At 61.7% G+C, this 21,177-nt stretch carries 34 protein-coding genes and 1 tRNA gene; 32 read left to right on the top strand and 3 right to left on the bottom strand.

Going from position 1 to position 21,177, the window contains the following annotated elements; all coding sequences use genetic code 11:
* Positions 1-27 precede the first annotated feature (27 nt).
* Positions 28-918 carry a YwiC-like family protein gene (locus BPSG_RS05085; RefSeq protein ID WP_236822941.1) on the bottom strand — a complete coding sequence of 297 codons (891 nt, stop codon included), beginning with the start codon at positions 916-918 and terminating at the stop codon, positions 28-30.
* A 710-nt stretch (positions 919-1,628) separates the two neighbouring features.
* Here BPSG_RS05085 and BPSG_RS08640 point away from each other — a divergent pair.
* The 31 genes from BPSG_RS08640 to BPSG_RS04935 all read left to right on the top strand — a co-directional run bounded on the left by BPSG_RS08640 (position 1,629) and on the right by BPSG_RS04935 (position 18,337).
* A complete protein-coding gene (locus BPSG_RS08640; RefSeq protein ID WP_129860746.1) occupies positions 1,629-1,970 on the top strand; it encodes a hypothetical protein in 342 nt (113 codons plus the stop codon).
* Between the two features lie 201 nt (positions 1,971-2,171).
* Entirely contained in the window at positions 2,172-2,480 is a 309-nt protein-coding gene (gene rpsJ / locus BPSG_RS05075) for a 30S ribosomal protein S10 (RefSeq protein ID WP_004268570.1), read from the top strand.
* A gap of 17 nt (positions 2,481-2,497) precedes the next feature.
* Entirely contained in the window at positions 2,498-3,148 is a 651-nt protein-coding gene (rplC, locus tag BPSG_RS05070) for a 50S ribosomal protein L3 (RefSeq protein WP_022858213.1), read from the top strand.
* Between the two features lie 6 nt (positions 3,149-3,154).
* Entirely contained in the window at positions 3,155-3,814 is a 660-nt protein-coding gene (gene rplD / locus BPSG_RS05065; protein WP_026643540.1) for a 50S ribosomal protein L4, read from the top strand.
* Positions 3,815-3,819: 5 nt separating this feature from the next.
* Complete coding sequence (rplW, locus tag BPSG_RS05060) at positions 3,820-4,116, top strand: 50S ribosomal protein L23 (RefSeq protein WP_022858215.1); 297 nt, start codon at positions 3,820-3,822, stop codon at positions 4,114-4,116.
* A gap of 36 nt (positions 4,117-4,152) precedes the next feature.
* Positions 4,153-4,983, top strand: coding sequence for a 50S ribosomal protein L2 (gene rplB, locus BPSG_RS05055; RefSeq protein WP_022858216.1), 831 nt, complete (start codon positions 4,153-4,155; stop codon positions 4,981-4,983).
* Between the two features lie 15 nt (positions 4,984-4,998).
* Positions 4,999-5,277, top strand: coding sequence for a 30S ribosomal protein S19 (rpsS, locus tag BPSG_RS05050; protein WP_022858217.1), 279 nt, complete (start codon positions 4,999-5,001; stop codon positions 5,275-5,277).
* Positions 5,278-5,297: 20 nt separating this feature from the next.
* Positions 5,298-5,657 (top strand): 50S ribosomal protein L22, encoded by a 360-nt coding sequence (gene rplV, locus BPSG_RS05045; RefSeq protein ID WP_022858218.1) that lies wholly within the window; start codon positions 5,298-5,300, stop codon positions 5,655-5,657.
* A gap of 2 nt (positions 5,658-5,659) precedes the next feature.
* Positions 5,660-6,496, top strand: a complete 837-nt coding sequence (gene rpsC, locus BPSG_RS05040; RefSeq protein WP_022858219.1) for a 30S ribosomal protein S3 — start codon at positions 5,660-5,662, stop codon at positions 6,494-6,496.
* Positions 6,497-6,503: 7 nt separating this feature from the next.
* A complete protein-coding gene (rplP, locus tag BPSG_RS05035) occupies positions 6,504-6,923 on the top strand; it encodes a 50S ribosomal protein L16 (protein WP_022858220.1) in 420 nt (139 codons plus the stop codon).
* Complete coding sequence (gene rpmC, locus BPSG_RS05030; protein ID WP_022858221.1) at positions 6,923-7,180, top strand: 50S ribosomal protein L29; 258 nt, start codon at positions 6,923-6,925, stop codon at positions 7,178-7,180. Before rplP ends, rpmC begins: the two co-directional genes overlap by 1 nt.
* Positions 7,180-7,440: a 30S ribosomal protein S17 gene (rpsQ, locus tag BPSG_RS05025; RefSeq protein WP_022858222.1), complete on the top strand. Its 261-nt coding sequence runs from the start codon at positions 7,180-7,182 to the stop codon at positions 7,438-7,440. The genes rpmC and rpsQ overlap by 1 nt, the downstream gene beginning before the upstream one ends.
* 94 nt (positions 7,441-7,534) lie before the next feature.
* A complete protein-coding gene (gene rplN / locus BPSG_RS05020) occupies positions 7,535-7,903 on the top strand; it encodes a 50S ribosomal protein L14 (protein WP_022858223.1) in 369 nt (122 codons plus the stop codon).
* Position 7,904: 1 nt separating this feature from the next.
* Positions 7,905-8,240 carry a 50S ribosomal protein L24 gene (rplX, locus tag BPSG_RS05015; RefSeq protein WP_022858224.1) on the top strand — a complete coding sequence of 112 codons (336 nt, stop codon included), beginning with the start codon at positions 7,905-7,907 and terminating at the stop codon, positions 8,238-8,240.
* Positions 8,237-8,827: a 50S ribosomal protein L5 gene (gene rplE, locus BPSG_RS05010; protein WP_022858225.1), complete on the top strand. Its 591-nt coding sequence runs from the start codon at positions 8,237-8,239 to the stop codon at positions 8,825-8,827. The genes rplX and rplE overlap by 4 nt, the downstream gene beginning before the upstream one ends.
* Position 8,828: 1 nt before the next feature.
* Positions 8,829-9,014 (top strand): type Z 30S ribosomal protein S14, encoded by a 186-nt coding sequence (locus BPSG_RS05005; protein WP_004268593.1) that lies wholly within the window; start codon positions 8,829-8,831, stop codon positions 9,012-9,014.
* Between the two features lie 85 nt (positions 9,015-9,099).
* Complete coding sequence (gene rpsH, locus BPSG_RS05000) at positions 9,100-9,498, top strand: 30S ribosomal protein S8 (RefSeq protein ID WP_022858226.1); 399 nt, start codon at positions 9,100-9,102, stop codon at positions 9,496-9,498.
* A 16-nt stretch (positions 9,499-9,514) separates the two neighbouring features.
* Positions 9,515-10,054 carry a 50S ribosomal protein L6 gene (gene rplF, locus BPSG_RS04995; RefSeq protein ID WP_022858227.1) on the top strand — a complete coding sequence of 180 codons (540 nt, stop codon included), beginning with the start codon at positions 9,515-9,517 and terminating at the stop codon, positions 10,052-10,054.
* A gap of 1 nt (position 10,055) precedes the next feature.
* Positions 10,056-10,427, top strand: a complete 372-nt coding sequence (gene rplR / locus BPSG_RS04990) for a 50S ribosomal protein L18 (protein ID WP_022858228.1) — start codon at positions 10,056-10,058, stop codon at positions 10,425-10,427.
* Positions 10,424-11,152, top strand: a complete 729-nt coding sequence (gene rpsE, locus BPSG_RS04985; protein ID WP_026643541.1) for a 30S ribosomal protein S5 — start codon at positions 10,424-10,426, stop codon at positions 11,150-11,152. The genes rplR and rpsE overlap by 4 nt, the downstream gene beginning before the upstream one ends.
* Complete coding sequence (rpmD, locus tag BPSG_RS04980) at positions 11,152-11,334, top strand: 50S ribosomal protein L30 (protein ID WP_022858230.1); 183 nt, start codon at positions 11,152-11,154, stop codon at positions 11,332-11,334. Before rpsE ends, rpmD begins: the two co-directional genes overlap by 1 nt.
* Positions 11,335-11,336: 2 nt before the next feature.
* On the top strand, positions 11,337-11,795 hold the full coding sequence (rplO, locus tag BPSG_RS04975; protein ID WP_026643542.1) for a 50S ribosomal protein L15: 459 nt from the start codon (positions 11,337-11,339) through the stop codon (positions 11,793-11,795).
* Between the two features lie 276 nt (positions 11,796-12,071).
* Positions 12,072-13,409, top strand: a complete 1,338-nt coding sequence (gene secY / locus BPSG_RS04970) for a preprotein translocase subunit SecY (protein WP_022858232.1) — start codon at positions 12,072-12,074, stop codon at positions 13,407-13,409.
* Between the two features lie 100 nt (positions 13,410-13,509).
* On the top strand, positions 13,510-14,088 hold the full coding sequence (locus tag BPSG_RS04965) for an adenylate kinase (RefSeq protein WP_026643543.1): 579 nt from the start codon (positions 13,510-13,512) through the stop codon (positions 14,086-14,088).
* A 220-nt stretch (positions 14,089-14,308) separates the two neighbouring features.
* On the top strand, positions 14,309-14,527 hold the full coding sequence (infA, locus tag BPSG_RS04960; RefSeq protein ID WP_004268611.1) for a translation initiation factor IF-1: 219 nt from the start codon (positions 14,309-14,311) through the stop codon (positions 14,525-14,527).
* A 25-nt stretch (positions 14,528-14,552) separates the two neighbouring features.
* Positions 14,553-14,666, top strand: coding sequence for a 50S ribosomal protein L36 (rpmJ, locus tag BPSG_RS08435; protein WP_003814578.1), 114 nt, complete (start codon positions 14,553-14,555; stop codon positions 14,664-14,666).
* A 132-nt stretch (positions 14,667-14,798) separates the two neighbouring features.
* Complete coding sequence (rpsM, locus tag BPSG_RS04955) at positions 14,799-15,176, top strand: 30S ribosomal protein S13 (protein ID WP_022858234.1); 378 nt, start codon at positions 14,799-14,801, stop codon at positions 15,174-15,176.
* Between the two features lie 82 nt (positions 15,177-15,258).
* Entirely contained in the window at positions 15,259-15,657 is a 399-nt protein-coding gene (rpsK, locus tag BPSG_RS04950; RefSeq protein ID WP_004268616.1) for a 30S ribosomal protein S11, read from the top strand.
* 79 nt (positions 15,658-15,736) lie between these two features.
* Entirely contained in the window at positions 15,737-16,732 is a 996-nt protein-coding gene (locus BPSG_RS04945) for a DNA-directed RNA polymerase subunit alpha (protein WP_022858236.1), read from the top strand.
* Between the two features lie 85 nt (positions 16,733-16,817).
* A complete protein-coding gene (gene rplQ / locus BPSG_RS04940) occupies positions 16,818-17,282 on the top strand; it encodes a 50S ribosomal protein L17 (protein ID WP_026643544.1) in 465 nt (154 codons plus the stop codon).
* 110 nt (positions 17,283-17,392) lie between these two features.
* A complete protein-coding gene (locus BPSG_RS04935) occupies positions 17,393-18,337 on the top strand; it encodes a tRNA pseudouridine synthase A (protein ID WP_026643545.1) in 945 nt (314 codons plus the stop codon).
* 441 nt (positions 18,338-18,778) lie between these two features.
* Here the strand turns inward: BPSG_RS04935 and BPSG_RS04930 are convergent.
* Positions 18,779-18,864: transfer RNA gene (locus tag BPSG_RS04930), tRNA-Ser, on the bottom strand.
* Positions 18,865-18,965: 101 nt separating this feature from the next.
* Positions 18,966-19,892 carry a hypothetical protein gene (locus tag BPSG_RS04925; RefSeq protein ID WP_129865774.1) on the bottom strand — a complete coding sequence of 309 codons (927 nt, stop codon included), beginning with the start codon at positions 19,890-19,892 and terminating at the stop codon, positions 18,966-18,968.
* Positions 19,893-19,971: 79 nt separating this feature from the next.
* On the opposite strand from BPSG_RS04925, the gene nusA reads away from it, so the two are divergent.
* Complete coding sequence (gene nusA, locus BPSG_RS04920; RefSeq protein WP_022858240.1) at positions 19,972-21,039, top strand: transcription termination factor NusA; 1,068 nt, start codon at positions 19,972-19,974, stop codon at positions 21,037-21,039.
* Positions 21,040-21,177 lie beyond the last annotated feature (138 nt).

The raw sequence follows: 21,177 nt of genomic DNA, 5'->3' as shown, positions 1-21,177 counted from the left end.
GCCCTCACTCAATATATAGGTCATATATCAGATGGCGGCACAGGTGATCAGCACAAAGCACAGCGTGCTCGCCACGCATTCGGTGATGCCGGTGTATTTCGCGGGCACACGGCGCACGCGGGCGATCAACGGCAGGCCGATGGCGCGCAGCAGCAACAGCGCGCCGGCCGCACCGAGCCATGGGCTTACGGCAAATCCAACTGCGCAGATCGCGATGTGCCAGATCCACGACGCCGCCAAGTACGCGCGGTTGCCTCGTTCGCGGATCATCGTTTTGACGAACAGCACAGATCCGCCGAGCATGGCGGCATATGCGAGACTCAAGGTGAGCGCCGGCTGTGCGAATGTGCCCGCAGGGAACCAGTTGTGCACCGACGGTAGCGTATCGCCGGCGAGCTGCATGGCATAGGTGGCGTGTGCGCCGTACGGCTGCATGACGAGCGGCATCGCGCTCGACGCCAGCACCGCGCAGGCATTGGCCCACAGCGAATGCTCACGACGCATCCATGCGCCGAGCATCGAGCCGGCGGTGAGCACAATATACAGCGGCGCCCAACGTAGTACGCCGGGATGCAGCACCACGAACGGCACGCCGATGGCCGCGAGCGCGCCCAAGTAGGTGAGTGTCGGGGCTGCGTAGCGTGTGCGGAAGCGCGATTTGAACCAGCGTGCGGCGCTGAACTGCACGCAATAACAACAAGCCCACGCCACGGCCACCCAGCACAACGCCAGCGTGGGGCCACATGCGAACAAGGCGGATAGCGTGGGCATCAGCACAATCGCCCATGCGCCGGGTTCGTTGGAAAGCCAGTCGCGGCGTGACTTGAACTGTGGTGTGGTGCGTGTGGCCGCCCTCTGCGGGGAAGTGGGGTGTGGCGTAGGCTGCGTGCGTGGTCTCATGCTGTCTGCTGTGGTCATGCTGCCCAAGGGTAGGGAATTTTAGCGTGAACCGCCAGACCTTTATGAATATGTGCAATCCCTGCCTATCCGGTCTCAGGCACCCACAATCCCGCATACTACCCCTGCCCGCCCCAACCTCCCAGCCACCACCGTCATGTAGCGTCCGAAATATCTGTGTGCCTCCGTGTTTTCGGACAGTTAGAGGTTGTAACTATCCGATTTATCGGCGGAACAACGATTTTTCGGTCGCGAGGGGTGAGTAACTGTCTGAAATCACAGTGGGGATACGATTTTTCGGACGTAAGGCCATGGGATACGTAGTATGCGTATCTGGCAGACGGTCGGGGAAAATGTGGATACGGGGGCGTCCGACCACAGGGGCCCGGATAGGTTGCCCGGGGAGGGCGGGGATATTTTACGGTCTGCGTATGAGAACGAACCACGAGTTGCTCCGAATGCACAGTCAGGCCCAACAAGGGCGCAGATGCATCGCAGCAGAAAGCCCACGGCAGGCACGGATGCTTTCGCGGCGGTACAGGGCCGGTGATCTCATACGCGTATATCCGGGCATGTATATGAGACCCGAGTACTGGAATGGGCTGACGCCCACGGAACGCGTGTGCCACCTCGTACGCTCACTGGCGCACAAGCATCCGGAATGGGTGTTTGCCGGCGAGTGCGCGGCATGCGTGCATGGATTGGAGGTGCCTTGGGTCGCTATGCGGCACATGGTGTACGTCATCGGGCCGTGTGCGGCGAGCACATCCGACTGCGATCAGCTGCAGCGGATTCGCGCCTATGGCATACAGCCCCACTGCGTTGATGGCATCAAGGTGACCGGGCTGGCCCGCACCGTCATAGACTGTGCATGTGTGGTGGATCCATGCGGCGCAGTGGCGGTATTGGACTCCGCGATCCGCAAGGGTCTGACAAAACAGGAGCTGTATGCGGAGTGCAACCGGCAGCACACCGATTGCGCCGCCGTGTTCCACCTGTTGCCGCATGCTGATCAGCGCAGCGAGAACGGCGGCGACACGCCCGAAGTTCAGCTGTACCGGGGGAGTGCTTAAATATAACAGTTGCCTGAAAAGGGCTCGCATATTGGAATCAAAAAAGCGAGCGCGGCACGGCAGGTCACGCAAGTGGCACGCCGCATGGCCGCGCACTGATGTGGAAAGCCGGGAGGCCTGTGCCTTTCGCGGCGTTCTGTGCCGGTGCCCATTAGCAGGTTAAGTTACAAGTCAACGAATCGCTAGAAAGGGCGGAAGGCAATGGCGGGACAGAAAATCCGCATCAGGCTTAAGTCCTATGACCATGAGGTCATCGACCAATCGGCGAAGAAGATCGTCGAAACGGTGACGAACGCGGGCGCAACTGTGGTTGGCCCGGTTCCGCTCCCGACTGAGAAGAACGTATACTGCGTTATCCGCTCTCCTCACAAGTACAAGGATTCTCGCGAGCATTTCGAGATGCGCACTCACAAGCGCCTCATCGACATTGTGGACCCCACCCCCAAGGCTGTGGACTCCCTGATGCATATTGATCTGCCCGCAGATGTCAACATCGAGATCAAGCTGTAAGGGAGGAGGAGACCGCTATGTCACAGAACACGAATCGCACCGCTTTGCTCGGCAAGAAGCTCGGCATGTCGCAGGTGTGGGATGAAAACGGTTTCTTCGTCCCCGTCACCCTCGTCGACGTGTCCACCAACGTGGTCACCGCTGTGAAGAACGAGGAAACCGACGGCTACAAGGCCGTGCAGCTCGGCTACGGCCAGGTGGACCCGCGCAAGGTCACCAAGCCGATGCAGGGCCACTTCGCCAAGGCCGGCGTGACCCCGCGCCGTCACCTCGCTGAAGTGCGCACCGAGAACGTTGAGGATTTCCAGCCGGGTCAGGAACTGACCGCTGAGCTGTTCCCCGAAGGCGCTCAGGTCGACGTGACCGGCACCACCAAGGGCAAGGGCTTCGCTGGTACCATCAAGCGCTGGGGCTTCAAGTCCTACCGCCGCACCCACGGTTCTCACAAGAACGAACGCCGTCCCGGTTCGGTCGGCGCATGCGCGACTCCGAGCCGTATCCTCAAGGGCAAGCGCATGGCTGGCCGCATGGGCCACGCCACCAACACCGTGCTGAACCTCACCGTCGTTTCCTCCGACGTTGAGAACGGCGTCATCGCCATCAAGGGCGCCATCCCCGGCCCCAAGGGCGGTATTGTGCTCGTCCGTTCTGCAGTGAAGGGAGCCTGATAAATCATGGCAAACGTTACTCTGAACGTCACCGACAACAAGGGCCAGGCCGCTGGCTCCATCGAAGCGCCGGCTGATTTCTTTGGCTTCTCCGCCGAAGAGGTGCAGGCCCACGTGCCGATGATCCATCAGGTGGTTGTGGCTCAGCTCGCTGCAGCTCGTCAGGGCACCCACGCGGTCAAGAACCGCGCCAAGGTCTCCGGCGGCGGCCGCAAGCCGTGGAAGCAGAAGGGCACCGGTCGCGCTCGTCAGGGCTCGATCCGCGCTCCGCAGTGGTACCACGGCGGCGTTGTGCACGGCCCGGTCCCGCGTGACTACAGCCAGCGCACCCCCAAGAAGATGAAGGCTGCGGCACTCAAGTATGTGCTCTCCGATCGCGTGAACAACGGTCGCGTGGCAGTGGTCGACTTCGGCATCACCGAACCTTCGACCAAGGCCGCCCTCGCCGCTCTGAACCCGATCGTGGCCGACAACTTCACCACCGTTGTGCTGTCCCGCGACAACATCAACGAATGGCTCTCGGTCCGCAACATTCCGACTGTTCACCCGATCTTCGCCGATCAGCTCAACACCTACGACGTGGTTACCGCGCAGTACGTGGTGTTCTCGAAGGAAGGCTACGAAGCGTTCCTCGAGGCGAAGAAGCCGGCAGAAAAGGAGGCCTGATTTTCATGGTCGCAGTTCACAAGCCAGCTCATGACATCATCCTCAAGCCCGTTGTCTCTGAGAAGAGCTACGCCCTGTCCGATATGGGCCAGTACACCTTCGTGGTGGCCCCGAACGCGAACAAGGTGCAGATCAAGCAGGCAATCGAGGAGATCTTCAAGGTCAAGGTGACGAACGTCAACACCCTCAACCGTGCAGGCAAGCGCACGCGCACCCGCACCGGTTACGGCCGCCGCGCCAACGAGAAGCGCGCAATCGTGACCGTGGCCGAGGGCCAGTCGATCGACATCTTCGGTAACTGAAGGTTAGCCGAGAAAAGTTAAAGGAAGAACTAGATTATGGCTATCCGCGTTTATAAGCCGACGACTCCGGGCCGCCGTAACGCGTCCGTGTCGGATTTCTCCGACCTCACGCGCTCCACGCCTGAGAAGTCGCTCGTACGCAAGAAAAGCAAGACTGGCGGCCGCAACTCTTACGGCCGTATGACCTCCCGCCATCGCGGCGGTGGCCATAAGCGCCAGTACCGTCTCATCGACTTCCGTCGTTGGGACAAGGACGGCGTGCCGGCGCGCGTCGCCGAGATCGAATACGATCCGAACCGTTCCGCACGCATCGCCCTGCTCAACTACGCAGACGGTGAGAAGCGCTACATCATCGCCCCGGAAGGCATCAAGCAGGGCGACCTGATTGAGACCGGCCCGAAGGCCGACATCAAGCCGGGCAACAACCTGCCGCTGCGCAACATCCCGACCGGTACCGTGGTGCACGCGATCGAACTCCGCCCGCTCGGCGGCGCGAAGATCGCCCGCTCCGCTGGTGCGGCCGTGCAGCTCGTCGCGAAGGACGGCGCCTACGCCCAGCTGCGCATGCCGTCCGGCGAAATCCGCAACGTGGACGCCCGCTGCCGCGCGACGATCGGTGAGGTCGGCAACTCCGACCACGCCAACATCTCGCTTGGCAAGGCCGGTCGTGCACGCTGGCTCGGCAAGCGCCCGATCACCCGTGGTGAGTCCATGAACCCGGTCGACCACCCGCACGGCGGTCGTACCCGCGGTGGCAAGCCGCCGGTCTCCCCGTGGGGCAAGGGCGAAGTTCGTACTCGTCGTCCGAAGAAGGCTTCGAACAAGATGATTGTTCGCCGCCGTCCTAATGGCAAGAACCGCAAGTAAGGGAGTGTCGAGTAGATGACTCGTAGCATCAAGAAGGGCCCCTTCGTCGACGCCCACCTGCAGAAGAAAGTCGACGAGCAGAACGAGAAGGGTACGCACAACGTCATCAAGACGTGGTCGCGCCGTTCGATGATCACCCCTGACTTCATCGGACACACCTTCGCAGTCCACGATGGCCGCAAGCATGTGCCGGTGTTCGTCACCGAAGCCATGGTCGGTCACAAGCTCGGTGAGTTCGCCCCCACGCGCACCTTCAAGGGTCACGTGAAGGACGACAAGAAGTCGCGCCGTTAATAGTAGGAGAGTAAAGACACATGGAAGCTAAAGCAATCGCACGTCACGTCCGCGTGACGCCGCGCAAGGCTCGCCGCATGGTCGACCTCATCCGAGGCAAGAAGGCGACCGATGCAATCACCATCCTCAAGTTCGCCCCTCAGGCCGCTGCACTGCCTGTGCTCAAGGTCCTGGAGAGCGCCATCGCCAACGAGCGCGTCAAGGCCGACAAGGCCGGCGAGCCGTTCCGCGAGAACGACCTGTACATCAAGGAGACCTATGTGGATGAGGGCGTGACGCTCAAGCGTTTCCGCGCTCGTGCACAGGGCCGTGCCGCTCGTATCAACAAGCGTACGAGCCACATCACGGTCGTTGTCGCCACCAAGGAAGGAGCCCGCTAAAGATGGGTCAGAAGATTAATCCCTTTGGCTATCGCCTGGGCATTACTGAGGACCATCGTTCGAAGTGGTTCTCCGATTCCAACAAGGCCGGCGAACGCTACCGCGATTTCGTGCTTGAAGACGACGCCATCCGTAAGGAGATGACGAAGGACCTCGAGCGCGCAGGCGTGTCCCGCATCATCATTGAGCGTACCCGTGACCGCGTGCGTGTGGACATCCACACCGCCCGCCCGGGCATCGTGATCGGCCGCCGTGGCGCCGAAGCCGAGCGCGTTCGCGCAAAGCTCGAGAAGCTCACCGGCAAGCAGGTCCAGCTCAACATCTTCGAAGTCAAGAACCCGGCGATCGACGCCCAGCTCGTCGCTCAGGGCATCGCCGAGCAGCTTACGAACCGCGTGACCTTCCGCCGCGCGATGCGTAAGGCTCAGCAGGATGCCATGCGCGCTGGCGCCAAGGGTATCCGCATCAAGCTCTCCGGCCGTCTTGGCGGCGCCGAGATGAGCCGTTCCGAGTTCTACCGCGAAGGCCGCGTGCCGCTGCAGACCCTCCGTGCACTCATCGATTACGGCTTCTTCGAGGCCAAGACCACCTACGGTCGCATCGGTGTCAAGGTGTGGATCTACAAGGGCGACATGACCGAGCGCGAGTTCGAAGAGCTTCAGGCGCAGCAGGGCAACAACCGTGGCGGCCGCCGCGGCGATCGCCGTCCGCGCCGTGGCCAGCGCGGTGCTCAGCGCGGCAACCAGCAGAACCAGGTGAAGACCGGTGCCGACCAGCCGATCGAGGCCGAGGTCGCTTCCGACGCCACCGCTGCACCGTCTTCGGAAACTAAGGAGTGAGCTGAAGATGCTTATCCCAAAGAGGACAAAATATCGTAAGCAGCACCGTCCGGACCGCCACGGCATGTCCAAGGGCGGCAACGAGATCAACTTCGGTGATTTCGCCATCCAGGCCATGGCCCCGGCGTATGTGACCAACCGTCAGATCGAGGCCGCCCGTATCGCCATGACGCGTTACATCAAGCGTGGTGGCAAGGTGTGGATCACGATCTTCCCGGATCGCCCGCTGACCAAGCACCCCCTCGGCGCCCGAATGGGTTCCGGTAAGGGCACCCCGGAATTCTGGATCGCCAATGTGCATCCGGGCCGCGTGATGTTCGAAATCGGTGGCGTGTCTGAGGATGTCGCTCGTGAGGCCCTGCGCCGCGCAATCGACAAACTCCCTATGAAGTGCCGTGTTATTGCACGTGAAGGCGGTGACATCTGATGGCAGTCGGATCTACTGAATACACCATCCAGAACCTCAACGAGAAGACCAACGAAGAGATCGAGGGTTTCCTCAAGAAGTCCAAGGAAGAGCTGTTCAACCTGCGCTTCCAGCATGCGACCGGTCAGCTTGACAACACGGCCCGCCTCAAGGCAGTCAAGCGTGACATCGCCAGGATGTACACTGTTCTGCGTGAACGCGAGCTCGGCATCAGCCAGGCTCCGGCGGCAACCGAAACGAAAGCTGAGGAGAAGTAATGGCGCAAGAGCGTAACTCCCGCAAGGTTCGTCGCGGTTATGTGGTGTCCGATAAGATGGACAAGACCATTTCCGTGGAACTCGAACTTCGTACGACCCACCCGCTGTATGGCAAGGTCGTTCGTTCAACCCGCACGGTCAAGGCTCATGACGAACACAATGACGCTCACGTTGGCGACCTCGTGAGTATCATGGAGACTCGTCCACTGAGCAAGACCAAGCGTTGGCGTCTCGATACCATCATCGAGCGCGCTAAGTAATTAAGTTCGGCAAGGCTCGCTGGCTCACCCGGTACGTCCCGTTCGCGGGACGTACCGGGTGAGCAGGGAGAACCGGCTCGGCTAAGGAGAATCAATGATTCAGCAGGAAACGCGGCTTCATGTCGCCGACAACACGGGTGCCAAGGAACTCCTCTGCATCCGAGTGCTCGGCGGATCGAAGCGACGCTATGCCGGCATTGGCGACGTGATCGTCGCCTCCGTTAAGGACGCAATCCCTAACGGGTCGGTCAAGAAAGGCGACGTCGTCAAGGCCGTCGTCGTCCGTACAGTCAAGGAACGCCGTCGTGCAGACGGTTCCTACATCAAGTTCGACGAGAACGCTGCGGTTATTCTCGGCTCCGGCCGCGAACCGAAGGGCACTCGTATCTTCGGACCGGTTGGTCGTGAACTGCGCGACAAGCGCTTCATGCGTATCGTGTCCCTCGCCCCGGAGGTGATCTGAGATGGTAGCCAAGATCAAAAGCGGCGACCTGGTCAAGGTCATTCGCGGCAAGGATCGCGGTAAGGAAGGCACCGTCAAGCGCGTGCTCAAGGACGATCGCCTGATCGTCGAGGGCGTGCAGATGGTCAAGAAGCATGTGCGTGCGACGCAGCAGGGCCAGCAGTCCGGCATCGTCTCCGTCGAGGCACCGATCCATCGCTCCAACGTGATGCTGATCGACCCGGAGACCAAGCAGCCGACTCGCGTTGGCGTTGTGATCAAGGAAGAGGCCCGCGACGGCAAGGTGAAGACCGTGCGCGTGCGCGTGGCCAAGAAGTCTGGAAAGGAGCTGGCATGAGCGAAGAAATCGTGAGCGAAGAGCTCGTCGTCGAAGCACCTCAGACTCCGCGCCTGAAGCAAGAGTACAAGGATGTCATCATCCCTGAGCTCGAGAAGGAATTCAAGCACGACAACCCGATGCAGATTCCCCGCATCGAGAAGGTCGTCGTCTCCATGGGCGTCGGCGCCGCGGCCCGCGACTCGAAGCTCATCGAAGGCGCAGTGCGCGATCTGACCGCCATCACCGGCCAGAAGCCGAAGATCACCAAGGCGAAGAAGTCCGTCGCGCAGTTCCACCTGCGTGAAGGCCAGGCCATCGGCGCGTACGTCACCCTGCGTGGCGACCGCATGTGGGAGTTCCTCGATCGTCTTCTGACGCTGGCGCTGCCGCGTATCCGCGATTTCCGCGGCATCAACGGCCACCAGTTCGACGGTCAGGGCAACTACAACTTCGGTTTGACCGAACAGTCCATGTTCCACGAGATCGATCCGGATTCGATCGATCACCAGCGCGGTATGGACATCACCGTTGTGACCAGCACCAAGGATGACGATGAGGCCTACGCACTGCTCAAGGCCCTCGGATTCCCATTCAAGGAGAACTGAAATGGCAAAAACGTGTCTTAAGGTCAAGGCGCTGCGCAAGCCGAAGTTCAAGGTGCGCGCATACACCCGTTGCATGGTCTGCGGCCGTCCTCATTCCGTGTACCGCAAGTTCGGTCTGTGCCGCATCTGCCTTCGTGAGAAGGCGCACCGCGGCGAGCTGCCAGGCGTTACGAAGTCCAGTTGGTAAATATCGACGCTGAAGGTCCGCGGCTCGTGTGGAACCAGGTTCTACAGGGCGGCGGAAACCACGGCGAGAAAGGGCGTTAGCCCAAATGACAATGACAGATCCAATCGCAGATATGCTTACGCGTCTGCGTAATGCGAGCGCGGCAAAGCACGAGACCGTGGATATGCCGTACTCCAAATTCAAGAAGAACATCGCTGAGATCCTGAAGCGCGAAGGCTACATCGCCGACTACACCGCCAAGGAAGCCCGCGTCGGCCAGACCCTTGAGGTCACCCTCAAGTACGGCCCGAACGGCGAGCGTTCCATTCAGGGCATCAAGCGCATCTCGAAGCCCGGCCTGCGCCGTTACGCGAAGTCCGACGCGCTTCCGATGCCGCTTGGCGGCCTCGGCATCGCCATCATCTCGACCAGCTCGGGACTGATGACCCAGAAGGAATGCCTCGACCGGGGCATCGGTGGCGAAATCGTCGCCTACGTTTGGTGAGAAAGGAGAGCTGAACATGGCATCGCATATTGGTAAGCTCCCGATCACCATTCCGGCGGGCGTCGAAGTCACAATCAATGGTCAGGAGTTCTCGGTCAAGGGACCGAAGGGCACTGATTCCTACACCATCCCCGAGGGCATCACCGCCAAGGTCGAAGGCAACGAGCTCATCGTGAGCGCCAACGACGACCTGCGTCCGACGCGCGCGAAGCACGGCTTGGCCCGCTCGATCATGGCTTCCATGGTCAAGGGCGTGCACGAGGGCTATGCCAAGAGCCTCGACATCGTGGGCACCGGTTACCGCGCCCAGATGAAGGGCAAGGGCATCGAGTTCTCGCTCGGTTACTCCCACACGATCACTGTGGAACCGCCGGAAGGCATCGAGTTCGAACTGCCGAACCCGAATCAGGTAATCGTCAAGGGCACCGACAAGCAGGCCGTTGGCCAGGCTGCCGCGAACATCCGCAAGCTCCGCGCTCCGGAACCCTACAAGGGCAAGGGCATCAAGTACACGGATGAGCAGATCCGCCGCAAGGCTGGAAAGGCTGGTAAGTGATATGAGCGTTAAGATTTTCGGTAAAGGCAAGAAGGTTGCGCTGAAGCGTCGCCACGCTCGTATCCGTAAGCGCATCAACGGCACCGCAGAGCTCCCGCGTCTGGTGGTCACCCGTTCCAACCGTCATATGGTTGCCCAGATTGTCGACGACACCGTCGGCAAGACCCTGGTGAGCGAATCCACGCTGATGAGCGACTTCGCCGACTTCCAGGGCACCAAGACCGAAGCGGCCAAGCAGGTCGGCCTCCTGATCGCCAAGAAGGCGCAGGAAGCGGGCATCACCGCCGTTGTCTTCGATCGTGGTGGCAACCAGTACCATGGTCGCGTCGCAGCTGTTGCTGATGGCGCCCGCGAGGGAGGTCTTGCACTGTGAGCGACAACGAAAAGGAAACCCAAGTGGCTGAAGAGACTCAGAACACTCAGGCTACCGCCGAGTCCAACAACGAGGACCGCAAGAACAACCGTCGTGGCCAGCGTGGCGAAGGCCGCCGTGGCGAGCGTCGCAACCGTCGTGAGGAAAACCGCGGCGATGAGATGCTCGACCGCGTGGTGACCATCAACCGCGTGTCCAAGACCCACAAGGGCGGCCGTACGTTCAGCTTCGCAGCTCTCGTTGTGGTCGGTGACGGCAACGGCACCGTCGGCGTGGGCTATGGCAAGTCCCGTGAGGTCCCGGCGGCAATCGCCAAGGGCCAGCTGGACGCCAAGAAGCACCTGTTCAACGTTCCGCGCATCCGCGGCACCGTGACCCACCCGGTCATCGGCCACGACCACGCAGGCACCGTCCTGCTGCGTCCGGCCGCTCCCGGCACCGGCGTTATCGCCGGCGGTGCGGTCCGCGCCGTCATGGAGTGCGCTGGCATTACCGACGTCCTGACCAAGTCGATGGGCTCCGCGACCGCCGTCAACGTGGTTCGCGCCACCGTCGATGCGCTCAAGCAGCTCGAGGAACCTGAGGAGATCGCGGCTCGCCGTGGCCTCTCCGTCCAGGAAGTCACCCCGGACGCCCTGCTGCGCGCCCGCGCCGCAGGAATCGCCGAGGCCCGCAAGGCTCGCGAAGAGGCTCAGGCCAAGGCCGCCGCAAAGGATGGTGAGTGATGGCTAATCTGAAGATTACGCTCGTGCACGGCATGTGCCGTACCAATCAGAAGCAGCGCGCTACCGCACAGTCGCTTGGCCTTCGCAAGATCGGCCAGACGGTTGAGCGTGAAGACAATTCGACGACCCGCGGCATGATCAATGTCGTGCGTCACCTGGTCAAGGTTGAGGAGGCTGAGTGATCATGGCAGAAGAAGAGACCACAATCCTGCAGATGCATGATCTCCGCCCGGCACCTGGCGCCAAGAAGGACCGCATCCGCGTTGGCCGCGGTGAAGGCTCCAAGGGCAAGACCTCGGGCCGTGGCGACAAGGGCACCAAGAAGCGCTACCAGGTTCGCCCGGGCTTCGAAGGCGGTCAGCTCCCGCTGTACATGCGCCTTCCGAAGCTCCGTGGCTTCCGCAGCCCCTTCAAGAAGGAATACCAGGTCGTCAACATCGCGACCCTCGCTGAGCTGTTCCCGCAGGGCGGCGAGATCTCGGTCGCTGATCTGGTGGCCAAGGGTGCTGTGCGCGCCAACCGCCCGGTCAAGGTCCTCGGCGAAGGCGAGACCACCGTTGCGTTCACCCTCAAGGGTGTGAAGGCTTCGGCGTCCGCCAAGACGAAGATCGAAGCGGCCGGCGGCTCCATCAGCGAAGACTGATATGCAGTGAAGGCCGGAACACCGGCGGCTTGACGCCAAGCCGCCGCCGGCCCAATCAGACCCCCTCCGCCATGCAGCGTGGAGGGGGTCTTTTTTCATAGTTCCGCACCCATCGCCTCACGCCCCGTGATGACTCGCGGAAAATGTGCGGAAATTCTATAGATTTGCCATGCAACGGTGCGCATGGTAGACACGATGGGCTAAACTCAACGGTTAGAGTGTGTTTGTTACCCGTGTAATGCATGCGAATCAGTTAATTATGGGAGGGAACCCAAGGTGAGGACACTTATCCAGGCCTTTCGGACCAAGGAGCTGAGGAACAAAATCCTCTTTGTCCTTGGCATGATCATCATTTACCGAATCGGCTCGTATATTCCGGCGCCAGGCGTCGACGAAACCGTCGTCAACAACTGCGTGACGCAGATGAGCGGCAACTCCGAGAACTTCATCGGTCTGGTGAACCTGTTCTCCGGTGGCGCCATGCTGCAGCTGTCGATCTTCGCACTCGGTGTGATGCCGTACATCACCGCATCCATCGTGATCCAGCTGCTGCGCGTGGTGATCCCGCGTTTCGAGGCCCTGCACAAGGAAGGCCAGTCCGGTGAAGCGAAGCTCACCCAGTACACGCGTTACCTCACCATCGGCCTGGCGCTGCTGCAGTCGTCCACGATCGTGGTGACCGCCAAGTCGGGCGCGCTGTTCAACTACCAGTGCTCGGGCATCATCCCGAACGACGACGTGTGGACCCTGATCGTCATGGTGCTCGTCATGACCGGCGGCACCGGCCTGATCATGTGGATGGCCGAGCTCATCACCGAAAAGGGCATCGGCCAGGGCATGTCGATCCTCATCTTCCTCTCCATCTGCTCGGGCTTCCTGCCGCAGCTGTGGAACATCGGTTGGGGCACCAACGGCACCGACGGCGACTGGACCAAGTTCGGCATCGTCACCGGTGTGCTGCTCGCCATCATGATCTTCGTCAACTACGTGGAACTCTCCCAGCGCCGTATTCCAGTGCAGTACACCCGCCGCATGATCGGGCGCAAGATGTACGGCGGATCGTCCACCTACCTGCCGCTCAAGATCAACATGAGCGGTGTCATCCCGCCGATCTTCGCTTCGTCGATCCTGGCGATCCCCACGCTGATCTCGCAGTTCGGCAACGCCGAAGCCGGCTGGGTGCAGTGGATCAACACGAATCTGGCCAACACCACGTCCGTGTGGTACATCTGCCTGTACGCCCTCATGATCGTGTTCTTCACGTTCTTCTACACCGAGATCACGTTCAACACCGATGAGACGGCGGACAACATGAAGCAGTATGGCGGCTTCATCCCGGGCATCCGCGCCGGCAATGCCACCGCACGCTACCTGAAGTACGTCATCAACCGTTTGAACACCGTTGGCGCCGTCTACCTGCTCTTCGTGGCGCTGCTGCCGACCGTGCTCATCATGGCGCTCAACCTGAACGCGAACCTGCCGTTCGGTGGCACCACGATCCTGATCATCGCCGGCGTCGGCCTCGACACGCTGCGTCAGGCGAAGGCTCAGACCGAACAGTACCAGTACGCTGGCTTCCTGTTCGACAACACGAGCCACATCGAAGGCAAGTGAGTATACCGTGGCCGGTGGTGCACACCACCGGCCACGGTTGCATATTCACCCAGCACCGGGCATCCGCGCCGGTATTGAACCAAGTATGAAAGGACGATCCATGCGATTGCTGATCATGGGCCCCCAGGGTGTGGGCAAGGGCACGCAGGCTGCTCTGCTGAGCACGCACTACGACATTCCGGCCATCTCGACCGGCGACATCTTCCGCTTCAACATCAAGAACAAGACCCCGCTCGGCCTTGAGGCGCTCTCGTACACCGACAAGGGCGAACTCGTGCCCGACGAGCTGACGAACTCGATCGTCAAGGACCGCCTTGCGCAGGATGACGCTGCCAATGGCTGGATCCTGGACGGCTACCCGCGCAACGCCGCGCAGGTCGAGGCTCTCGACGCGATGCTCAACGAGCTCGGTCAGAAGCTCGACGCCGTGGTGGCGCTCGAGGCGAGCCGCGACGTGCTGCTGGAGCGCATGGCCAAGCGCGCCAAGGAGCAGGGCCGTTCCGACGACACGCCGGAAGTGATCGCCAAGCGTCTGGAGACCTACGAGAAGGAGACCGCTCCGCTGCTCGACATCTACAAGCAGCGCGGACTGCTCATCAGCGTGAACGGCGTGGGCGAGATCGACGAGATCAGCAATGCGATCATCGCCGAGCTCGACGCCAACGTGCAGGCTCGCTGATCTGCGCATAGGCATCGTCTGCCAGTTCGGGCCGGCGCGTCCCCACGGGGTGCGCCGGCCCGACGCATGGGGGGAATAGGGACGCGCGCGGCGCGGTTATGCATGGCAGGCGCGTACTGCGACACGCCGAGTTTTGTTTGGGAACGATTTCGTGTATTCTTGCAATTTGGTGTGTCTTCGGACACAGCAGTAATACAACCGAGGAACGGAATCAGAACCTATGGCAAAAGACGGTGTGATTGAAGTCGAAGGACGAGTAGTCGAGGCATTGCCAAACGCAATGTTCCGAGTCGAACTTGAGAACAAGCATATCGTGCTTGCCACCATTTCCGGCAAAATGCGCAAGAACTACATCCGTATCTTGCCGCAGGACCGCGTGGTGCTCGAGATGAGCCCGTACGATCTCAACCGTGGTCGTATTACGTACCGATACAAGTAAGGTACAACCAAAGTAAGGAACAACCATGAAGGTTAGCCCAAGTGTGAAGAGGATCTGCGAAAACTGCCGCGTGATCCGTCGTCACGGCCGCGTCATGGTGATCTGCACCAACCCGCGTCACAAGCAGCGTCAGGGCTGAGCAGATACCAGCGGCACAACAATCCAGGCACTAAGTCACAACCCCGCATGGGGCTGAACCCCGGGAACACAGGCCCGGGCCGGGAAACCGGGAGACTCGGTGCAAGACCTGTGTGAAACAGAAGGAATCGCAATGGCACGTCTTGCCGGAGTCGACATCCCCAATGACAAGCGCATCGAGATCGCGCTCACCTACATCTTCGGTGTAGGCCGCACTCGTGCGAAGGAAACCCTTGAAGCCACCGGCATCAACCCGGACACCCGCGTCAAGGATCTGACGGATGAGCAGCTCATCACGCTGCGTGATTACCTCGAGTCCAACTACAAGATCGAGGGCGACCTGCGTCGTGAAATCGACGCTGACATTCGTCGTAAGATTCAGATCAACTGCTACCAGGGCATGCGTCACCGTAAGGGACTCCCAGTGCGCGGACAGCGCACCAAGACCAACGCGCGTACCCGCAAGGGACCGAAGCGTACGGTCGCTGGAAAGAAGAAGGCCACCAAGTAATAGGTGAGTCCTCAGCTGCGGCCACGGCGACCACCATCGCCGCAGCAACAAACAAGAGTTCGTTACAAGGAAACGAGGGTCAATGGCAGCTCAAAAGCAGGCCGCGCGCAAGACTCGTCGCCGCGATCGCAAGTCGATCCCGGTCGGTCAGGCGCACATCAAGTCAACGTTTAACAACACCATCATCTCGATCACCGATCCCTCGGGCGCAGTCGTGTCCTGGGCTTCCGGTGGCGACGTCGGTTTCAAGGGCTCCCGCAAGTCCACGCCGTACGCTGCTGGCATGGCGGCTGAATCCGCGGCCCGCAAGGCCATGGAACACGGCGTCAAGAAGGTCGACGTCTTCGTCAAGGGCCCGGGTTCCGGTCGTGAAACCGCCATCCGTTCCCTGCAGTCCGCGGGCCTCGAAGTCGGTTCCATCACCGATGTGACCCCGCAAGCGTTCAACGGCGTTCGTCCTCCGAAGCGTCGTCGCGTCTGAGCACTAGACAACCCCATCCATCCAAAGCCGCTTGAGACCGGTGAGTGCACCACCGGCCGAAGCTGAAAGGATAACCACAGTGCTTATCGCACAGCGTCCGACACTTACCGAGGAATCCCTGAACCCTCAGCGTTCCCGTTTCATCATCGAGCCTCTCGAACCTGGGTTCGGCTATACGCTTGGCAACTCGCTGCGCCGCACCCTCCTGAGCTCGATTCCGGGAGCGGCTGTGACTTCGGTGCGTATCTCCGGCGCCCTGCATGAGTTCACCACTCTGCCGGGTGTGGAAGAAGACGTCACCGAGATTCTGCTGAACATCAAGGGCATCGTGCTCACCAGCGAATACGATGAGCCGGTTGTCATGTATCTGCGCAAGAGCGGCAAGGGTGAGGCCACCGCGGGGGACATCACCCCGCCGGCCGGCGTGACCATCGCCAACCCGCAGATGCATATCGCAACGCTCGCCGATGACGGCGAACTCGAAATCGAGTTCACCGTTGAGCGCGGCCGCGGTTATGTGCCTGCCCAGATGAACAAGCAGGATGGCGATGAGATCGGCCGCATCCCGGTCGATTCCATCTATTCCCCAGTGCTCAAGGTGAGCTACAAGGTCGAAGCCACGCGCGTGGAACAGCGCACCGACTTCGATCGGCTCATTCTGGACGTGGAGACCAAGCCCGCTATCTCCCCGCGTGACGCCGTGGCGTCCGCAGGATCGACGCTTGTCGAGCTCTTCGGCCTGTGCCGCGAGCTCAACACCCAGGCAGAAGGCGTCGAAGTCGGCCCGGCACCAGTTGTCGAAGAGGCCGATCCGGAGATGTCTGTACCGATTGAGGACCTCAACCTTACGCAGCGCAGCTACAACTGCCTCAAGCGCGAGGGCATCCACACAGTCGGCGAGCTGGTCAACCACACGGAGCAGGATCTGCTCGACATCCGTAATTTCGGCATGAAGTCCATCGATGAGGTCAAAGAGAAGCTGCAGTCCCTCGGACTGTCCCTCAAGGCCTCGCCGCTCGGCTTCGACGCCACCAATCTCGAAGGCGGCACGTTCTTCTCGCCGGAAGACGAGTAAACCACCTTCGACACAACCGCTTCGACGGTCTCGGATGTTCGGGCTCATGCCCACCTGAGCCGGCGGGGCAATCAAGGAGAAACCAATGCCAACACCTAAGAAAGGCCCACGTCTGGCTTCCAGCCCGGCACATGAGCGCCTGATGCTCGCGAATATGGCCACGAGCCTGTTCATGCACGGCCGCATCACCACCACGCTGCCGAAGGCCAAGCGCCTTCGCCCGCTGGCCGAGCGCCTGATCACCTTCGCCAAGCGCGGTGATTTGCACTCCCGCCGCCGCGTGATGCGCGTGATCCGCAACAAGTCCGTGGTGCACAAGCTGTTCACGCAGATCGCAGAGCAGATGGAGCAGCGCGAAGGCGGCTACACCCGCATTGTCAAGATCGCTCCGCGCAAGGGCGATTCGGCGCCTGCGGCAATCATCGAGCTCGTCACCGAGCCGGTGAGCCCCAAGAAGGCCGTCGTCAAGGAAGCAGAGGCAGCCACCAAGGTTGCCGCAGACCAGGCTCCGGTCGAGGCTGAAGCCAACGAAGCCGAAAAGGCTGAGTGAGTCTGACTACAGACTGCGCAGGGCTGGAATCCGCGAGGGTTCCAGCCCTGTTCGTTTCTCCGCAGAACGCCAGGCGCCGCAGTAGCGCGCCGTTGCTAGACTCGTGCCCCATGGTTCGTCTGCGTATTGATCTGGGGTATGACGGGTTTTCGTTCAACGGCTGGGCCGCGCAGCCCGGCATGCGCACCGTGCAGGGTGAGGTCGAGGCCGCGTTGGAGCGTGTGCTGTGCGGCGTGCGGTCGGCCGATGCCGCGCATGCGGACGGCCGCACGCCGCTGCCGCATCTCGTGGTGGCCGGGCGCACCGATGCGGGTGTGCATGCCGCGCATCAGGTGTGCCATCTCGACGTGACTGAGGCGCAGCTCGCGCGCTGCGTCGGCCACATGGACGCCACACCGGTGCAGGCGCTCGAACTGCGCTTGCAGCGCATGATGCCCGGCGACATCGCGATCCACCGTGTCTCCATCGCGCCCGAAGGCTTCGACGCGCGCTTCTCCGCACTCGAACGCACGTATGTCTACCGCATCTGTGATGACCCGGCCGCTTGGGATCCGCGCCAACAGAGTTACGTGTGGCTCACGGACCAGCGGCTCGACGAGTCGGTGATGAATGAAGCCGCCGCCTGTGCGATCGGACTGCACGATTTCGGCTCGTTCGCCATCGCGAATCCCGGCGGCACCACGATCCGCGACGTCAAGACCGCGTACTGGAGCCGCGTGCCCGCGCGTCCGCTCATCGCGGACCCGCGAGGGGAGCGCTACCGTACGCCGGCGATGGAATCCGGGCTGCTCTGCTTTACGATCGTGGCAGACGCGTTCGCGCGCAACATGGTGCGTTCGCTCGTCAACGGCTGCGTGCAAGTGGGGTTGGGCAAGCGCACAGTGGATTGGTTCGCGGAGAAGATCGCCACGCCGCTGCGCGAAGGGTCGACCGGGCCGATCGCGCCGGAGGGCCTGACGCTCGAGCACATCGAATATCCCGAGGATGGCGAGCTTGCAGAACGCGCCGAGAAGATCCGTGCGCGCCGCACGCTGCCCGAGCAGCCTGCCGCATAAGCCGGTGGATGGCCTGCGCCGCCCATGCACAATCCCGGTGGATATGTGGACGGCCGCGCAATCCATTCCACATATCCACATCCCTAGGTGTGGATGGATCCTTCCGCGACGACTCTCTGCAATCCTCTGGCCCCATTTTCTGACGAAAGTTATGCTGGATACGCCTGAGCATGACAAACCTCGGTCCGAGTTTGAGGGAAGTCATGCAATACATGTTGTTGGATGAAGACTCTCGGGAATCCTCTGACGAACGTCATATGTGGGGCCGTAGAGCATGACAAATCTCTGGAATGCTACAGCAGAAGTCATGCAATACGCACTGCTGGATGACGACTCTCTACAACGTTCTGACGAACGTCATGTCTGAGGGCGCCGAGCATGACAAACCTCTGGGATGGGCATGAAAAAAGGGTTTTTGGCGCGAACCAAAAACCCTAGGGGCGGATGAGGCGAGATTCGAACTCGCGGAGGGGGTTGCCCTCACACGCTTTCGAGGCGTGCTCCTTAGACCGCTCGGACACTCATCCTTTGCTGCAATCAAGCAACTTGTTCATTATGCCACAAGCTGCACCCACGTCAAATCCATGGGCATGTCGCGTGTTGTAACCACACCCAAGCCAGCCGCTCATCACTCATCATCATCCGCGGCGAACACCGCATAGTCACTGCTCGGATACCCCAGATCGAACGCGGTATAGGCGTGCGTGGCGGCGAGCAGCGAAAGCTGCAACAGCCCCTGCTGTGCCTGCTGCACGGCGTTCGCGTCATCCGGCAGCTCCATCGTGCGCGTGGACTGCGCGATCGCCTGCATCTCCTCACGCGCGCATGACATCTCCACAACGGCCACGGTGTTGGCGCGCAATCCGTTCACCGGGTCGGTCACGTTGGCGCTGTGCGCGAGCAGCTCGTCGGTGCCGTACAGCTTCTGCCGCAGGTCGCGCGCGCCGTTGGACAACTGCATCATCTGCGAGGCCGCTTGCTTGTGGTTCTCGCTCATCGCGAGCAGTGTGCCGTCTTCGGCGAGCGGCGTGGTCCGCGCGTCGCGCGCCACACCGCTCACGAACCGCCCCGCAAGCACTTCGGTGGCGAATCCCGCGCGGTCGTCGGCGAGCGCGGCCTGTGCCAGTGCATCGCCGCCGACCGGCACGCTGGCCACACTATCGAGCCGCGTGACGGTCAGTGGTTTGCTGTTCGCTCCCAGCACACGCGCGAGCTGTTGCGTGCGGTACTGCATCTGCGCGCTGCGCATCGTGCCTTCGGCAAAGCGCAGCGGGCACTGCACCGCCACGTCGAGCCAGTCGTGCTGGGCCTGCTTCGCCGCCACATACCGCATCGTGATCGGCGAGTCCGCGCTCGTGGCGCGCTCGGTGCCAGCCGAAGCCGCCTCGACCGCGGATTCGCACGGGCTGAGCCGCTGCTCCGACTCCGCGCGCCCCGCAAGCCGCGGCGCGGCGCAGCCGGCGAGCATGCACACCGCAAGCAGACAGCTCAGAGCGGCCGCGAGTCGCGAATGGTGGGCGCGGTGTGCATACAACAGATATGGGCGTGTCGGCATGAATCACTACAGTAGTTATGGACTGTGACCACAGGGGCAGAGCGCTCGTGTATATAACTCAAAATAGGAGGTCTACATCATGGAACTGGACCTGAACGGCATTTACCAGCTCGCTCGCGAGCAGGAAATCGATACCGAAACCGTGGACGAGGCGCTGTCTGAAGCATTGCGTCTCGCGTATCTGAAAACACCTCATGCAGCGAAGCACGCGCGCGTCGAACTGGACCCGCGTGCCGGCACATTCACCATCTGGGCGCAGGACGAGATCCCGCAGGAGCCCACTGAAGACGATCCGCACCCCGCGCCAAAGCTCGGCGAGGAGTATGACGACACCCCGAACGACTTCGGGCGTCTGGCCGCGGCGACCGCGCGCCAGGTGATCCAGCAGCTGTTCCGCAAGGCCGAGGACGACAAAATCTTCGGCGCGTTCTCGGGCCAGCGCGGCAAGCTGATCACTGGCGTGGTGCAGCAGGACGCGAAGGACACCGCGAACGTGCACGTGGCCGTGGGCGACGTGGAGGCGATCCTGCCGCGGCGCGAACAGGTGCCGGGGGAGCGTTACCGCCATGGTGAGCGCATCCGCGTGTACGTGGTGAACGTCTCGCGCGGCCTCAAGGGCCCGGAGATCATCGTGTCGCGCTCGCACCCGGAACTGGTGCGCCGCCTGTTCGAACGCGAGGTGCCGGAACTCGTTTCGGGCGCCGTTTCGATTATGGCGATCGCGCGCGAGGCCGGTGCCCGCACCAAGATCGCCGTGCGCGCCAACACGCCGGGCGTCAATCCGAAGGGCGCGCTGATCGGACCTGGTGGTTCGCGTGTGCGCGCGGTGATGGAGAACCTGGGCCCGGAGAAGATCGACATCGTCGATTGGTCGAACGACCCAGCCACGTTCGTCGCGGCCGCGCTCTCGCCGGCCGTCGTCTCGGGCGTGCAGGTGATCAGCGAGAAGAACCAGACCGCGATCGCGTTCATCCACGATGACCAGCTCTCGCTCGCCATCGGCAAGGAAGGGCAGAACGCGCGTCTGGCGGCCAAGCTGACCGGTTGGAAGATCGGCATCGAATCCGAAGAGACGTTCGCAAAGAAACAGGCCGCGCTCAAGGCGCAGCAGGAAGCTGCGCAGAGCGGCGAAAACAGCGGGAACTAGGCATATTTCTCGCGCCGCAATACTCCCGCCGTGTATCCACCGGCGGGAGTATGCTGAACACGAAATCTGTACGTCGGGCGCTCTCGGAATGCCCGAAAAACAGAGCGAGGTAGAACAACCATGGTCACACGATGAGAT

The organism is Bifidobacterium pseudolongum subsp. globosum (genome assembly GCF_000741295.1).
Lineage (GTDB): Bacteria > Actinomycetota > Actinomycetes > Actinomycetales > Bifidobacteriaceae > Bifidobacterium > Bifidobacterium globosum.
The sequence above is the reverse complement of the archived record's forward strand: the minus strand, read 5'-3'. Positions and strand labels throughout refer to the sequence as shown.

Excerpts from the sequence above, each read along its gene's own strand:
- nusA (WP_022858240.1), top strand. The coding sequence starts at position 19,972 with ATGGAACTGGACCTGAACGGCATTTACCAGCTCGCTCGCGAGCAGGAA.
- rpsH (WP_022858226.1), top strand. The coding sequence starts at position 9,100 with ATGACAATGACAGATCCAATCGCAGATATGCTTACGCGTCTGCGTAAT.
- rpmD (WP_022858230.1), top strand. The coding sequence starts at position 11,152 with ATGGCTAATCTGAAGATTACGCTCGTGCACGGCATGTGCCGTACCAAT.
- BPSG_RS04935 (WP_026643545.1), top strand. The coding sequence starts at position 17,393 with ATGGTTCGTCTGCGTATTGATCTGGGGTATGACGGGTTTTCGTTCAAC.
- BPSG_RS04965 (WP_026643543.1), top strand. The coding sequence starts at position 13,510 with ATGCGATTGCTGATCATGGGCCCCCAGGGTGTGGGCAAGGGCACGCAG.
- rpsM (WP_022858234.1), top strand. The coding sequence starts at position 14,799 with ATGGCACGTCTTGCCGGAGTCGACATCCCCAATGACAAGCGCATCGAG.
- rplP (WP_022858220.1), top strand. The coding sequence starts at position 6,504 with ATGCTTATCCCAAAGAGGACAAAATATCGTAAGCAGCACCGTCCGGAC.
- BPSG_RS08640 (WP_129860746.1), top strand. The coding sequence starts at position 1,629 with ATGGTGTACGTCATCGGGCCGTGTGCGGCGAGCACATCCGACTGCGAT.
- BPSG_RS05085 (WP_236822941.1), bottom strand. The coding sequence starts at position 918 with ATGACCACAGCAGACAGCATGAGACCACGCACGCAGCCTACGCCACAC.
- rpsC (WP_022858219.1), top strand. The coding sequence starts at position 5,660 with ATGGGTCAGAAGATTAATCCCTTTGGCTATCGCCTGGGCATTACTGAG.
- rplE (WP_022858225.1), top strand. The coding sequence starts at position 8,237 with ATGAGCGAAGAAATCGTGAGCGAAGAGCTCGTCGTCGAAGCACCTCAG.
- rplV (WP_022858218.1), top strand. The coding sequence starts at position 5,298 with ATGGAAGCTAAAGCAATCGCACGTCACGTCCGCGTGACGCCGCGCAAG.
- BPSG_RS05005 (WP_004268593.1), top strand. The coding sequence starts at position 8,829 with ATGGCAAAAACGTGTCTTAAGGTCAAGGCGCTGCGCAAGCCGAAGTTC.
- infA (WP_004268611.1), top strand. The coding sequence starts at position 14,309 with ATGGCAAAAGACGGTGTGATTGAAGTCGAAGGACGAGTAGTCGAGGCA.
- rpsJ (WP_004268570.1), top strand. The coding sequence starts at position 2,172 with ATGGCGGGACAGAAAATCCGCATCAGGCTTAAGTCCTATGACCATGAG.
- rpsK (WP_004268616.1), top strand. The coding sequence starts at position 15,259 with ATGGCAGCTCAAAAGCAGGCCGCGCGCAAGACTCGTCGCCGCGATCGC.
- BPSG_RS04925 (WP_129865774.1), bottom strand. The coding sequence starts at position 19,892 with ATGCCGACACGCCCATATCTGTTGTATGCACACCGCGCCCACCATTCG.
- rplD (WP_026643540.1), top strand. The coding sequence starts at position 3,155 with ATGGCAAACGTTACTCTGAACGTCACCGACAACAAGGGCCAGGCCGCT.
- rplX (WP_022858224.1), top strand. The coding sequence starts at position 7,905 with ATGGTAGCCAAGATCAAAAGCGGCGACCTGGTCAAGGTCATTCGCGGC.
- rplO (WP_026643542.1), top strand. The coding sequence starts at position 11,337 with ATGGCAGAAGAAGAGACCACAATCCTGCAGATGCATGATCTCCGCCCG.
- rpmJ (WP_003814578.1), top strand. The coding sequence starts at position 14,553 with ATGAAGGTTAGCCCAAGTGTGAAGAGGATCTGCGAAAACTGCCGCGTG.
- rplW (WP_022858215.1), top strand. The coding sequence starts at position 3,820 with ATGGTCGCAGTTCACAAGCCAGCTCATGACATCATCCTCAAGCCCGTT.
- rpmC (WP_022858221.1), top strand. The coding sequence starts at position 6,923 with ATGGCAGTCGGATCTACTGAATACACCATCCAGAACCTCAACGAGAAG.
- rplN (WP_022858223.1), top strand. The coding sequence starts at position 7,535 with ATGATTCAGCAGGAAACGCGGCTTCATGTCGCCGACAACACGGGTGCC.
- rpsQ (WP_022858222.1), top strand. The coding sequence starts at position 7,180 with ATGGCGCAAGAGCGTAACTCCCGCAAGGTTCGTCGCGGTTATGTGGTG.
- rplQ (WP_026643544.1), top strand. The coding sequence starts at position 16,818 with ATGCCAACACCTAAGAAAGGCCCACGTCTGGCTTCCAGCCCGGCACAT.
- rplC (WP_022858213.1), top strand. The coding sequence starts at position 2,498 with ATGTCACAGAACACGAATCGCACCGCTTTGCTCGGCAAGAAGCTCGGC.
- rplF (WP_022858227.1), top strand. The coding sequence starts at position 9,515 with ATGGCATCGCATATTGGTAAGCTCCCGATCACCATTCCGGCGGGCGTC.
- rpsS (WP_022858217.1), top strand. The coding sequence starts at position 4,999 with ATGACTCGTAGCATCAAGAAGGGCCCCTTCGTCGACGCCCACCTGCAG.
- rplR (WP_022858228.1), top strand. The coding sequence starts at position 10,056 with ATGAGCGTTAAGATTTTCGGTAAAGGCAAGAAGGTTGCGCTGAAGCGT.
- rplB (WP_022858216.1), top strand. The coding sequence starts at position 4,153 with ATGGCTATCCGCGTTTATAAGCCGACGACTCCGGGCCGCCGTAACGCG.